Below are 12,574 nucleotides of genomic sequence, written 5' to 3'. Positions count from 1 at the left end.
CCAGGAATCATGGATGATCACAGCACCGACCAGCGTGACCAGCCCTCCGTCGCGTCAGATGGCCGCGGGCGGCATCAGCCCATTCACCACCCGGTGGTCGGGGAACTCACCCTTCGAACCGAGGCACTCGCCCTGCCCGATGACCCGGACCAGACCTTGTCCGTCCCAAGGCGTAGGCGCCCAAGCGCTGGTCAGCAGTTGCGGATCGACCAGACCGGCTCCCAGTCCACGTCCGGTGACTCGGTGCTGACCGGGAAGGTCTGGATCACGTTGCCGTTCTGCCCGTAGATCGTCGCCTGGGCGTTGTCGGTCTGGCTGTTCATGACCTCGCCCGTGCCGTGCCAGTTCGCCAGGTAGTAACGGTTGCAGGCGTACAGGAAGAAGACCCGCCACTGGCCGACCGTGGGGTCCCATACGCCGGCGCAGAAGTTGCCCGTGTCGCAGGTGATGTGATCGCCGACGGGCACCAGCTGCGAGGGGGCGACCGACAGCAACCTAGAGGGCCACCGGTCCCAACGGTCCCTGACAGATGTCAGGGGCCTGTACCGGCGTGAACTCCGGCAGGGTGAGGGCCGAATGGGCCGGTCGTCCCTCCGCGGGGGGCATCGCGCTGAGCGTGCGCAGCATGTCGTTGCGCTGCTCCAAAGCCCGGGCGGTGGTCGGGAAGAGTGCGGCATCACCGTCGCCGACCAAATCCTGGTTCGCGGTCACGAACTCACGGGTGTGGTGTTCGTAGGCGGCGAAGCCCGCGGCGTGGTGCCGGGCGGCCAGGGAACCGGCGAGCATGTACGCGCCGACGAGCGCGAGACTGGAGCCCTGTCCCGTGAGGAACGAGGGCGCGTACGCGGCATCGCCCACCAGCGCGACCCTGCCGCTGGACCAGCGGGGCAGGCGGATCTGGCTGACCCCGTCGAAGAACAGGTCATCCGCATCGCGCATGGCGGCAAGCATGCCCGGGACCTCCCATCCGGCGTCGGCGAAGACCGAGGCGACCAGGTCCCGTTGGGCTTCCGGATTCCGGAACGCATCGAACGGCGGTTCCGGCTGGGCGAAGTTCAGGAAGGCGTGCACGTCGTCGTTGTCCCCCACGGCGTAAAGCACCGCGGCCCTGCCCGGGGTGTTCCACAGCACGGCCTCATGGGAGAGCCCGAAGGTGTTGCGCATGGTGAACCCGGCGAAGCAGTAGCCGAGGTATCGGTGGAACTGCTCTTCGGGGCCGAACAGGAACTCGCGGGTACGTGAGTGCAGACCGTCCGCACCGAAGACCATGTCGAACGTACGCCTGCCGCCCCCGCGGAAGGTGACGTCGACCCCGTGGCCGGACTGGTCGAGGGTGTCGATGGAGTCGTTGAACAAGAACTCCACGTCGTCACGGACCGCCGCATGGAGCGCGTCGGTCAGATCCCCGCGCCGCACCTCCAGGTCCCGTCCCGCGACACCGCCGGTGACGGAGTGCGGGCTGACCGAGGCCACCTCGCTGCCGTCCCTGTCGAGGAAGGTCAGCCGGCGCAGGTCGATGTGGGCGTCCCGCAGTCGCGGCAGGATTCCCATCCTCCGGACGACTTCAAGTGCGGTGCCGCGTACGTCGATGGGGTACCCACCGCCACGAAGTGCGCCTGCCTTCTCGACCACCGTCACGGCGAATCCGTAGCGGTTGAGCCAGAACGCGAGGGCGGGCCCCGCGATGCTGGCCCCGGATATCAGGACCTTGCGCTTCGGTGTCGTACGGACGTCCCTCGACTCCCGCGACCCTGTCGACTCCCTCGGCAGGTCAGTGCGCGTCATTCCTTGACTCCTTTGCTCATGGTCCGGACGACAAGCAGGCACAGCGCCGTGACGGCGCCGGCTATGACGAAGCCGGTGACGAAGGCCGATTCGGCCGGGACATCCGACCCGGAGGGGGTCCCGGCGGTGAGGATGGCGCCACTGACCTGCACACCCACGGCGTAGCCGAGCACGCGAGTCACCAGAACCAGGCTGGTGGCGATGCCGGTGTCGCTCTGCTCGACGGTTGTGGCGGTGCTGGTCACCAGTGCCGTGACGCACAGGCCGTTGGCGAGCGCGATCATCATCTTGCCGATGACGAGGTGCCAGACCTCGGTGTGCACGGCTGCCAGGGCGATCAGTCCGGCGGCCATGATGACGATCCCGGCGGTGACCACGGCACGCGAGCCGAAACGCCGAGCCCCGATCCCACCCAGCGGCCCGGCCAGCGACGCGGCCACGGCGCCGGGCAGCAGATAGAAGCCGATCTCGGTGGCGCCGGCCCCGAAGCCGTATTCGTCGGAGGACACCGCGAACAGCTGCGGGACGAGGTAGACCGGCACGGCGGTGCCGACGCAGATCACGAACGTCAGCACGCACGACTTCCACACCGAGGGCCGCGCCAGCATGCGCAGATCGACCATCGGCTCGGCCGCACGACGCTCAACGGCTATCCATCCGGTCACGAACGCGGCCAGAACCACGAGGAGGGCGCCGAGCACGAGGGGCTGCGCGGCGATGTCGGGCGCCAGCGCGAGCACGAGCATGAGAGTGACCAGCGTTCCGCTCAGGAGACCCAGGCCGGGCCAGTCGACCCCGGCGGCGGCCGACCGGCCGGACCGGCCCGGCAGATCATGCGGCATCAGCTTGTTCACCAGCAGGGTGGCCCCGATGACCGCGATCGTCGGCAGCGCGAACATCCAGTGCCGGGACAGCCCTTCCGCCACGGGCCCGGCCGACAGCGTTCCCGCCATCCCGCCGCCCACGAACAACCCGCTGACCACCCCGATGGCCACCTTCGACTCGCCCGCGGGGAGGTGTTCGCGCACCAGGATGAACGACAGGGGCAGCGCGCCCACCATCGCCCCCTGCAGTACCTGGCCGAGCAGCAGCACGGGCAAGTTCGGTGCCAGGGCGGACACCAGGCCGCCGGCCGAGACCACCGCCATCAGCCGTATCAGGACCCGTTTTCCGCCGTAGCGGTCGCCTAACTTGCCTGCGACGGGTGTGATGAGCGCGCCGGTGATGAGGAGCACGATGCTGAGTAACGCGCCTTCGGCGGGACTCATATCCAGCTCCCGTTGCAGAAGCGGGAGCGTCGGCGTCACCACCGACTCCAAGGCACCGGTGGCGACTGCCAGCATGCCGAGGGCCCCGACAGCGGCCCTCCCGATGCGGACCGAAGGAGCGAGCGTTGCGGTCATGGACGTCCTTTCCGTCATAGCCGGGCGAGTGAGGGATCGGCCGCACGCATAGTGCTGCCAGTGCAACCCGGGGCAGTGGCGGCCGAGTTGGCGCATGAACGGCCCCACCGGGCGGAGCGGGTGTACGAGTGCGGCCCGTGCCATGAGTTCGAGATTACACTACACCGTGCAGTGTAGGACGGTTACGATGTACCCATGCCGACCACGAAGACGCTGCGCGAGGGGTCCACGCCGAAGCGGGCCGCCATCCTCTCGGCGGCCCAGGAACTGTTCCTCGCCGACGGCTTCGACCGGTCCAGCGTCGACGCGGTCGCCGCCCGGGCCGAGGTGTCCAAGCGGACGGTCTACGACTACTTCGGCGACAAGCAGACGCTGCTGAAAGCGGTCGTCGACGCCGTCGGCCAGTCACTGGTCACCACGATCCGGCGCACTCTCGACGACACCCTCACCGACCTCACCGAGGACGCCGAACTCGAGGACGCCCTGGTCACGTCCTCGATGCGCATCGCGACCGACATGCTCGGCTCGGCGGAGTACGCAACCCTGCAACGACTGGTCCGGGCGGAATCCGCCCACCTGCCGCACCGGGGCTACAACTCCATGGCCGACACCCCCGACGAGGCAATTGCCGAGCGATTCGCCGCCCTCGCCGCGGCCGGGCTGCTCGAGGTCCCCGACCCGCGCCTCGCGGCCGACCAGTTCATCGCCCTGACGTTCGGCGTCGCGCTGGACAGGCTCGGTTCGGCGAACGCCACGGAGGATGCCCGTGTCCGGCCGCTCGTCGTCGAGGGAGTGCGGACGTTTCTCCGGGCCTACCGGACCAGGTAGGGCTGGGGGCCGTAGCCCCCTTCAGCCCACCGGATGCCCGGGCTCAATGGAGAGGGCATCGGAGAGCCGCAGCAGCGCCGGGCCGTCGGCGTTCCCGCCCTCGCTGCCCTGCACGGGAGCCAGGATGAAGCCGACGTGGTCGCCGGCGTCGATCTTCTGCTCGACACTGCCGACGAACCACGCGCACGCGTCCTGCAGCACGGCGGCCCCACTGTGCCCCCGGGCCCAAGCGGTACGCGCGAACTTGTCCACCTGGTGACCGGTCTCGCCACCGAACAAGGCGGCGAGTTCCTGCTGCTCCCGGGTCAGCAGATGCACGGCGAGGAAGTCGGCCGCACAGGCCACCTCATAAGTGCGGTTCACCTTCGACAGCCACACCACGAACCGCACCGGCCGGATGGAGCACTGCGAGGCGAACCCCACGAGACAGCCCGCCCGCTCGTCCCCGGCCGTGGCCGTGACGACGTACATGTCGGGGTTGAGCCTGGCAGTGAACGCGTCCATGCCGACCATGTTCACCTATCCGCCCGCTCCTGCCGGCACATGAACCGGCACGGTCGGGACCCGTCGCGGCCCGACCCCGTTCGGCTCGGTGGCGGACGTTGCCGTACTGCCCAATTGGCCGCCCTCGTTGCTGCGCTCCTCGCCTCGCGAGATGCTCGGTGGTCCCATAGGGTCACGGTGCCGATACGAGGAGCGCTGATGTCAGGACAGTTTGAAGCGACGGTCGAGGTCGATCGACCTGTCGAGGCGGTGTTCGAGTACCTCGCCGACGGACGCAACGATCCGCAGTTCAGCCCCCGAGTGCTCGGGATCGAGCGGGTTCCGGACGCCCCGACCGCCGTCGGTACGGTCTTCCGCAGCACGGTCAAGGACGCCGGCATGAAGACTGCCAGGGAGTTCCGCATCACCGACCTCCAAGCCCCGGTGCGAATCCGGTGGGCCGAGGCATCGAAGAACACCGTCACGGTCCGCGAAGGCGGCTACGACCTGGAGTCCCTTGCCGAGGGCAGGACCCGGGTCCGCATTTACAACGTCCTGGAGGGCCACGGCGTCGGCAAGCTCCTGGTAGGCCTTGCACTCGCCGCCGCCCGCAAGGATGCCAACGCCTTCGGTGCCCGGATCAAGGCAGCGGCTGAAGCGGCGATCGCGCAGCGCTGACGTCTTTGAGTAGCTGCGCGGCGGAGTGGCGCCTCGGCTGCCGCGCAGTTGGCGAGGCTTCGTCGCCCATCCGCTGCGAGCAAGCCTCACGTCTACCTCGAAGCCGCCTGCTCGTGCCTCGCGTTCAAGGCAGACCGCGCCCACGTTCCGGGGAATGCCTCCGATAGCCGGCACCGCAGTGGTCGGCTTCAGCGGGCCGAGTTCTCCAGCAGCAAGGCCGGCTTCAGCGACGTAGAAGCCCGCGGCCAGAACCTATCCTCGCTGACGGAGGTATGCCTCCAGCTCCGCGGCCCCGGTCAGCATCGCCCGTCCGCGGGCGGACAGTCGGCCGCGCCAGTCACACAGGGCGGCCTCCAGGGGTTCCAGACCGCCGGCCGTCCGCACCTGGGCGATCAGCGGGGCGATCTGCTCCAGCAGGTAGCCGCCCCGCCTGAGTTGATGGGCCAGCCGGGCGTCCCGCACGTCGGTCTCGTCGTAGCGGCGGTACCCGGTCCGCGGGTCACGGCGGGGCGTCACCAGGCCGACGCGTTCCCACTTGCGCAGCGTCGCGGGCCGGATTCCCAGTTCCTCCGCCAGCGGCCCGATGAAGGTTCCGCCGGCCCCGGACACCGCGACTGGCCCGGACCGCCCACCCGGCTCGGCCGCTGTAGTGGGCGCCAGGTCGCGCAGGGCGCCTTCCACTGCCTGGAGGGTCCGCCGGTCGTCGAGGAGCTGGGCGTGGCTCTCGTCGATGAGACGGAACGCCTCGTCGACGGCGCCCCGATTCACGGCCCGCATGATCGACGTCGCCGTCTGGTGGCCGTGGCCGGGCACCAGCGCGAGAAAGGCGCGCAGAGCCCCCGCGTGCAGCGAGGTGTAGGTGCGGTAGCCGTGGGGTGTGCGGCCGGCGGCCGGAAGGATGCCGGCCTCCTCGTAGTTCCGGACGGCCTGCGTGGACAGACCGTGCCCGCGCGCCAGATCGACCGGCCTGAGCCGTTCCTCGGTTTGAAGGTTCTGTCCCATGTCCCTGCCGATATCGCGAGAAACTTTCAACCGGAGATTCAACGATACCGTTGAAGGCATGGCGACTCACATCAAGGATGCCGTCCAATCCTTCGAGGCTGCGGCGGTCATGAGGCTGCTGCCCGCCCGGCCCCGGCTGCTCGCCCTGGGCGAGCCCACCCACGGGGAGGACACGCTGCTCGAACTGCGCAACGAGCTGTTCCGGCAACTCGTCGAGCAGGAGGGCTACCGGACGATCGCGATCGAGAGCGACTGCATGATGGGCCTGCTCGTGGACGACTACGTCACCTCCGGCAGCGGGTCTCTCGATGAGGTCATGGAGTACGGGTTCAGCCACGGCTGGGGCGCCTACGCGGGCAACCGCGAGCTCGTGCGCTGGATGCGCGCCCACAACGACGGCCGGCCCGCGTCCGAGCAACTCCGCTTCGCCGGTTTCGACGGCCCGCTGGAGATCACCCGCGCCGCGAGCCCCCGACAGGCCCTCACCGCACTCCACGGCTACCTCGCGGCCCGAGTGGACGCGGATCTGCTCCCCTGCACCGCGGAGACACTGAACCGCCTGCTCGGTGCCGACGACCGGTGGACCGAGCCCGCCGCGATGATGGACCCGGCCCAGTCCGTGGGCCAGTCCGCCGACGCCGGTCAACTGCGCCTGCTCGCCGACGATCTGGTCGCGCTGCTCGACGCCCAGACCCCTCACCTGCTCACGGCGACCGCACGGGACGACTGGGACCGGGCACGCCTGTACGGACGTACCGCGACCGGCCTGCTGCGCTACCACCACTGGATGGCCGACACCTCACCGGCGCGCATGACCCGGCTGTGCGCACAACGGGATCTGCTGATGTCCCACAACCTCCTCGCCGTTGCCACTCGCGGCCCGGCATTCATCCACGCCCACAACTCCCATCTCCAGCGGGAGAAGAGCACGATGCAGATGTGGCAGGGGCCCGTGCAATGGTGGAGCGCCGGTGCACTGGTGAGCGCCCAACTCGGTGACGAATACGCCTTCGTGGCCACGACCCTCGGCACGATCCGACACCGAGGAGTGGACACCCCGCCCCCCGACACCCTCGAAGGGCTCCTGTACGCGCTCCCGGACGACCGCTGCGTCATCGACGCCCCGCGCCTGGCCGCCGCGCTCGGCGAAACGCCGCCCCCGCTCCGCGAATCCTCCTGGTTCGGCTACGCCTCGTTCGACCCGGCCCACTTGGCGGACACCGACGGCATCGTGTTCGTGAAGGACGTCCCGGACGTCCCGCACAGCTGAGGTCAGCGCAATGAGTCGATGTTCTCGCTCACCCAGTCGTCATAAGTCCGCATAGGGCGGCCGATGATGTCCTGCACGGACGGCCGCTGGTCGGCCGTCCACTGAACGAGTTCGTCGAAGCGGGCGCCGTACTCTTCAAGTGCGTACAAGGTCACGTCGATCGCACCGTCCGGCCAGCCACGGCGCCGCCAGATCTCCCGACTCTCATCCGCCGCCAGATCGACCGTGCCGATGTCGCGGCCGAGAGCGGTCGCGATGCTCCGTATCCGTGCACGTGTGCTCAACGGTGGGCCCGCGGCCTCGACCACCATCCCGGTGTATTCGTTGCTGATCAGGGCTGCGGCCGCTACGGCCGCGAGGTCCTCCTCGTGGATGAAGGGGTAGTGGCCCTGATCGAGGAAGGCCTCCCGGACCACTCCGTCGGCGCGGACGGTGTCGGACCAGTCCGACCCTGTTGCCGGGTAGGTGCCCTCAAGGACGGCACCCATCACAGCCGACGGCCGGATGTGCGTCCAGGCGATGCCCGAGCGCTCCACCGCCTTCTCGATCGCCAGCCAGAACCAGGTCTCCGGCGGATGGGCCGCCTCGTACTCGGGGCCATGAGACGACAACACGACGACTTTGGTGGCGCGGGCGTTTCGCGCCAGGGCGAGGGCGTCCTGGACCGTCGACGGATGGGCACCGGCGAGGAACACGGCCTCAACACCGTCGAAGGCCCGGGCACACTCCAGCGGCCGGGTGATGGACCCTTCCACGACGTCGACGGTGTCGGGCCAGCCATCGCACTGGTCCGGCTCCGCGATCACCCGCACGTGCCGCCCCATGGCGAGCAGTTGTCGGGCCAGGCACCGGCCGACGATCCCGGTCGGGCTGTTGCCTTCGTCCCTGCGCGGGCTGACGACGGTCAGCAGGCAGATGCCTTCGGTGACCGGCTTCTTCTCACTCTGCTCGAACCTGTCCACAGCAAGACCTTCCAACGCGTGAGCGGAGATCTTGCACCGGGACCGGCCCCGGCCACCGGACGGCTCTGCCGTGTCCATGGCCGCAGGGCCTCACGGCTGCGGATCGAGGCCGGGAAGTCTACCAGGGTGTATTGCGACAACTTCGTTGAGCGCAGGCCCAGTAGGGCGCCGGCAGTGCAGGAGCGGCCTGCAGGACGCGCTCCGTTGAGGGTAGGCGTTGAGCACGTCGGCGAGTGGCAGGGCGGATGACATGTGCGCCGACGATGACGGAGGTGTGTGGCGTGGAAGCGGGGACATCGCGGTACGGCGGTGAGGTGCTGCTGGAGCGGGACCGGGCCGGCGACCCCTGGGAGGGAGTGGCCGCGGCAGCTCTCGCGCAGGCCGTGCGGGCCCAGGCGGGGCGGGCGGTGGCGGGCATCGACGACATGGCGGCGTATCTCGCCCGCCAGGTGTCGGACGCCTCCCACCGCGAGGTCCTCGGTCCGCTCCTCGACGGTCAGGGTGCCTGCGGTGTCGTCGTGCGGCGCGGCGGGGTTCTGGCCTCGTGGGGCGACCCGACCCGGGCGGAGATGGCCTACAGCGCCACGAAGAGCGTGCTGTCGCTGGTGGCGGGAGTCGCCTTCGACGACGGGGCGTTGCGCCTGGACGAGCCCGTGTCGGAGTCGGTGGACCTGCCCGAGTTCGGCACGGCCCACGGGCGTGCGATCACCTGGCGCCACCTGCTGGACCAGACCAGCCAGTGGGAGGGAGAGCTGTGGTCCAAGCCGACCTGGGTGGACGCGCAGAGCACCCGCGAGGGCACGGAGTCGGCGGGCGGCGCGCCCGGCGCGGGCTGGGCCTACAACGACGTGCGGGTGAACCTGACGGCTCTGGCGCTCACGGTCCTGTTCGGCCGTGCCCTGCCGGACGTGCTGCGCGAGCGGGTCATGACGCCGGTCGGCGCCTCCGACGGCTGGTCCTGGCACGGCTACGAGAACTCGGTGGTCGACATCGACGGCACGGACGTACCTGTGGTCTCCGGAGGCGCGCACTGGGGTGGCGGCCTGTGGATCAGCGCCCTGGACCTGGCCCGCATCGGCATGCTGTGTCTGCGCGGCGGGAGATGGGGGGAGCGTCAGGTCCTGTCGCGGGGCTGGATCGAGGAGCTGTGGACTCCCTGCCGGGTCAAGCCCGAGTACGGCCTGTCGTGGTGGCTCAACGACCAGGGCACGGTATGGCCCGGGGCACCGCGCACGGGCCGCTGCGCCCGCGGCAATGGCGGCAACCACCTGCTGTGGGTGGACCCGGCACGCGACCTGGTGATCGCCTCGCGCTGGGGCACCGAGGTGGAACGCCTCCTGGCCGAGGTGTCATCGGCGGTGCCGCCCCGCGCGTGACGCGCAGGGGGCGCTTCTCCGCTCGTCCTACGCCGCGTTCTCGACATGCACCCGCCTCGCTTGGCGTAAGAACCAGGCACTCCGGGTGCGCTCCGGTGCGGGCTCCGGTCAACTGGTTACCGTTGCAGCGATACGAGGAGCCACATGAGTGCCCTGCCTTTGAAGAACGGCTACACGACCTTCGATCCGCGCCTTGACCGGGTCCCGCAGTTCGACGAGCGCAGCAGGAACTTTCCGATTCGGGCGCTGGTTGCCGAGCGGGCACCGTTGCGCTCGGCCGGATGGGCCTGTCCGAGCTGGCTCGACCAGGGCCGCGAGGGTGCCTGCGTCGGCTTCGCCTGGTCTCATGAGCTCATCGCCACCCCCGTGCAGGTACCCGGCGTGGACGACGGATTCGCGCGCAAGGTGTACCGGGAAGCGCAGCGGCTCGATGAGTGGCCCGGTGAGAACTACGAAGGTACTTCGGTGCTGGCGGGCGCCAAGGCGGTCGTTGCCCGTGGATACATGGAGGAGTACCGCTGGGCGTTCGGTGTCGACGACGTGCTGCGCACGCTCGGCTACTTCGGCCCCGTCGTCATCGGTGTCAACTGGTACGACTCGATGATGGAGCCGGCCCCGAACGGACTGCTCGAAGTGTCTGAGGGTGGCACTGGTGGCCATGCGATCCTCGTCCGCGGCGTCTCGTTCAAGGCGCGTCTCAACGGACACAACGGCACGATCCCCGTTGTGCGGCTGCGCAACTCATGGGGCCGTGACTGGGGCGTCGATGGTGACTGCTATCTCCGCATCGAGGACCTGGAGAAGCTGTTGGAGGATGCCGGAGAAGCGTGCGTCCCGGTCACGCGTAAGGCCGGCCCGCTGACGGCTCCGGAGGCGGACCACGACCTCCTGCGTGAGACCGGCGAGGTCGACTGAACGCTCCTTCGCCTTCTGAGAGCTCCTGACACAGGCGTCTTTACGTCCAGGCGAGTGGACGAAGATCCGGTCAGCCGAGACTGAGAAGGCCGGCTTCGACGACGGCGCGGCCGAAGGGGCCAGCGAGTTCGGCGAGACGTTCACAGTCGGCGTCACCCAGGACGGCGTAGGCGGGGAGGGCCAGGCGGTCGGTGCGGTCCTCGATGTGCCGGCGCAGGTGCACGCCTTCCGGGCTGAGGGAGTCGCCGTCGAGGAGACCTCGCGTGCGTAGGCGCTCCTGGGTGCCGGCCCACTCCTCCTCGGGCCACGCACGGCTCGCCTTGAGGAAGTCGACGGGAACCTCACCGGTCGCGGCGTGCAGAACCAGGGCCTCCAATCCTCCGACGCCCTCGCTCAGCAGACACGCGACATGGCCGTCTCCACGGAACTCCCGGAGCAGTGTCTGAGCGTGCCACAGCTGCAGTACCGGCTCCTCCGGCCACGGCAGTGCGGCATGCGCGGCGAACAGCGGGCGGCCCTGCGCGTGTTCGCAGGCCGCCTCGGCGGCCCGACGGGTCAGTGCCAGCACCTCGTCGAAGTTGGGCAACCCGTGGATTCCCGCCCGTCGCAGGGCATCGCCCGCCGCTGCGTACCGCGCGTCCAACACCTGCTGCGGCGTAGTTGCGTCCCAGGCTCCGTCCACCGCCTGCCGTACGAAATCGGGGTTGAAGTTGTAGAAGGTCGAGATGACCAGTTCGGCGGATGAGCGGCCGAACGCGGCGCTCCTGGAGGTGAAGTACCCGGCGCGACGGCTCAGGCCCAGGTCCGCGTACCGTCGCCTCCCCTCGGGGACGAAGTAGATCATTGCGTGGACGGGCTCGAGGCGGCGCCAGGCCGCACGCGCAGTCTCCATGGGGTCACCTTTGCGGAGAGTCGACGAACGGGATATGAGCTGCGGGGTCAGTACTCGCCGTGCGCGCGCAGGTGTTCCAGCAGCAGGCGGCTCAGTGTCTCGGGCGCCTCCTCGGGGATCCAGTGGCCGGCGCCCTGGAGCGTCTCGAACCGGTACGGCCCGGTGACCCATCGCTCGGTCTCCTGCGCGGCTGCCGGGCCGAACGCGATGTCCTCGGTGCTCCAGACGTACAGCGTGGGCAGGTCGATGACGTCGATCGCGCCGTCGGGGCGGCCTGCCCGGTACCAGTTCAGTGCCGCGGTGAGAGCGCCCGGCCGGGACAGGTGGCGCACATAGGCGTCCGCACTGTCCTGCGGGACCCCTCCGGCGTAGAAACCGCGAAGCTCCTGGGCATCGTGGGCGAGCATGCGCTCCTCGGTCGCGGGTGTGTCGCGCCAGTCGAGCATGTACTGGGAGCGTTTGCGCTGATCCTGGTCGGTGCGCAGGGCGGTGGCCAGAGCGCCGGGGTGCGGGGTCGAGACAATCGTCAGGGTGCGTACGCGGCCGGGGTGGGTGTGCGCGGTCCACCAGGCCACCGCGCCTCCCCAGTCATGGCCGACCAGGTCGAACGCCGGCCAGCCCAGTTCCTCACTGATCGCGACCACGTCATCGACGAGAAGGCCGATGCGATAGTCCTCGGGCCGCTGGGGGCGGGCACCGGGGGAGTACCCACGCTGGTCGGGTGCCACCACCCGGTAGCCGTGTGCGGCCAACGCCTCGATCTGCCGTCGCCACACCAGCCCCGTCTGCGGGAAGCCGTGCAGCAGCAGCACCGGGCGGCCCTCGGGCGGGCCCGCCACGATCGCGTCGAACACGCCCGCACCCGTGGAGATGCTCAGCTGAGTCACGATCCACCTCATTGTACCGACTGGTCGGTACCCTCCCGGGAAGGAGGCGGACTGTCAAGACTCCCGGGCCGATTGAATCTGACGTCGAATTCA

Annotated in this window: 14 protein-coding genes; 6 read left to right on the top strand and 8 right to left on the bottom strand. The window is 69.5% G+C overall.

Annotation, left to right across the window (positions count from 1 at the left end):
• The first annotated feature begins 9 nt into the window (after positions 1 to 9).
• Complete coding sequence (locus ACZ7M7_RS15980) at positions 10 to 288, top strand: MmyB family transcriptional regulator (RefSeq protein ID WP_472116918.1); 279 nt, start codon at positions 10 to 12, stop codon at positions 286 to 288.
• Here the strand turns inward: ACZ7M7_RS15980 and ACZ7M7_RS15975 are convergent.
• The 3 genes from ACZ7M7_RS15975 to ACZ7M7_RS15965 are packed head-to-tail and all read right to left on the bottom strand — an operon-like array spanning position 192 to position 3,188.
• Positions 192 to 494, bottom strand: a complete 303-nt coding sequence (locus ACZ7M7_RS15975) for a hypothetical protein (RefSeq protein ID WP_472116915.1) — start codon at positions 492 to 494, stop codon at positions 192 to 194. The genes ACZ7M7_RS15980 and ACZ7M7_RS15975 overlap by 97 nt on opposite strands.
• 1 nt (position 495) lies before the next feature.
• The gene (locus ACZ7M7_RS15970) at positions 496 to 1,785 is read right to left on the bottom strand and encodes an FAD-dependent monooxygenase (RefSeq protein ID WP_472116912.1); all 1,290 of its coding nucleotides are present in this window, start codon (positions 1,783 to 1,785) and stop codon (positions 496 to 498) included.
• Positions 1,782 to 3,188, bottom strand: a complete 1,407-nt coding sequence (locus tag ACZ7M7_RS15965; RefSeq protein WP_472116909.1) for an MFS transporter — start codon at positions 3,186 to 3,188, stop codon at positions 1,782 to 1,784. Before ACZ7M7_RS15965 ends, ACZ7M7_RS15970 begins: the two co-directional genes overlap by 4 nt.
• Positions 3,189 to 3,383: 195 nt before the next feature.
• Here ACZ7M7_RS15965 and ACZ7M7_RS15960 point away from each other — a divergent pair, with 195 nt between their 5' ends.
• Positions 3,384 to 4,016: a TetR/AcrR family transcriptional regulator gene (locus tag ACZ7M7_RS15960; protein ID WP_472116906.1), complete on the top strand. Its 633-nt coding sequence runs from the start codon at positions 3,384 to 3,386 to the stop codon at positions 4,014 to 4,016.
• Positions 4,017 to 4,037: 21 nt separating this feature from the next.
• On the opposite strand, the gene ACZ7M7_RS15955 is transcribed toward ACZ7M7_RS15960, so the two are convergent.
• Positions 4,038 to 4,529 (bottom strand): flavin reductase family protein, encoded by a 492-nt coding sequence (locus ACZ7M7_RS15955; protein ID WP_472117983.1) that lies wholly within the window; start codon positions 4,527 to 4,529, stop codon positions 4,038 to 4,040.
• 189 nt (positions 4,530 to 4,718) lie between these two features.
• Between ACZ7M7_RS15955 and ACZ7M7_RS15950 the strand changes: the two genes are divergently transcribed.
• Positions 4,719 to 5,177, top strand: coding sequence for an SRPBCC family protein (locus ACZ7M7_RS15950; RefSeq protein ID WP_383602371.1), 459 nt, complete (start codon positions 4,719 to 4,721; stop codon positions 5,175 to 5,177).
• Positions 5,178 to 5,429: 252 nt separating this feature from the next.
• Here the strand turns inward: ACZ7M7_RS15950 and ACZ7M7_RS15945 are convergent, their stop codons facing one another.
• Positions 5,430 to 6,179: a TioE family transcriptional regulator gene (locus tag ACZ7M7_RS15945; protein ID WP_472116903.1), complete on the bottom strand. Its 750-nt coding sequence runs from the start codon at positions 6,177 to 6,179 to the stop codon at positions 5,430 to 5,432.
• 58 nt (positions 6,180 to 6,237) lie between these two features.
• Between ACZ7M7_RS15945 and ACZ7M7_RS15940 the strand changes: the two genes are divergently transcribed.
• On the top strand, positions 6,238 to 7,449 hold the full coding sequence (locus ACZ7M7_RS15940) for an erythromycin esterase family protein (protein WP_472116900.1): 1,212 nt from the start codon (positions 6,238 to 6,240) through the stop codon (positions 7,447 to 7,449).
• 2 nt (positions 7,450 to 7,451) lie between these two features.
• On the opposite strand, the gene ACZ7M7_RS15935 is transcribed toward ACZ7M7_RS15940, so the two are convergent.
• Positions 7,452 to 8,411, bottom strand: a complete 960-nt coding sequence (locus tag ACZ7M7_RS15935) for an SDR family oxidoreductase (protein WP_472116897.1) — start codon at positions 8,409 to 8,411, stop codon at positions 7,452 to 7,454.
• Between the two features lie 281 nt (positions 8,412 to 8,692).
• Here ACZ7M7_RS15935 and ACZ7M7_RS15930 point away from each other — a divergent pair, with 281 nt between their 5' ends.
• Together ACZ7M7_RS15930 and ACZ7M7_RS15925 are read left to right on the top strand one after the other, a co-directional pair.
• Positions 8,693 to 9,787, top strand: a complete 1,095-nt coding sequence (locus tag ACZ7M7_RS15930) for a serine hydrolase domain-containing protein (RefSeq protein WP_472116895.1) — start codon at positions 8,693 to 8,695, stop codon at positions 9,785 to 9,787.
• 144 nt (positions 9,788 to 9,931) lie between these two features.
• On the top strand, positions 9,932 to 10,702 hold the full coding sequence (locus tag ACZ7M7_RS15925) for a hypothetical protein (protein WP_472116892.1): 771 nt from the start codon (positions 9,932 to 9,934) through the stop codon (positions 10,700 to 10,702).
• Between the two features lie 70 nt (positions 10,703 to 10,772).
• On the opposite strand, the gene ACZ7M7_RS15920 is transcribed toward ACZ7M7_RS15925, so the two are convergent.
• Positions 10,773 to 11,594: an SCO6745 family protein gene (locus ACZ7M7_RS15920; RefSeq protein ID WP_472116889.1), complete on the bottom strand. Its 822-nt coding sequence runs from the start codon at positions 11,592 to 11,594 to the stop codon at positions 10,773 to 10,775.
• Between the two features lie 47 nt (positions 11,595 to 11,641).
• A complete protein-coding gene (locus ACZ7M7_RS15915) occupies positions 11,642 to 12,481 on the bottom strand; it encodes an alpha/beta fold hydrolase (RefSeq protein WP_472116886.1) in 840 nt (279 codons plus the stop codon).
• Positions 12,482 to 12,574 lie beyond the last annotated feature (93 nt).

It is taken from the genome of Streptomyces sp. NPDC111606 (assembly GCF_055656945.1).
The sequence above is the reverse complement of the archived record's forward strand: the minus strand, read 5'-3'. Positions and strand labels throughout refer to the sequence as shown.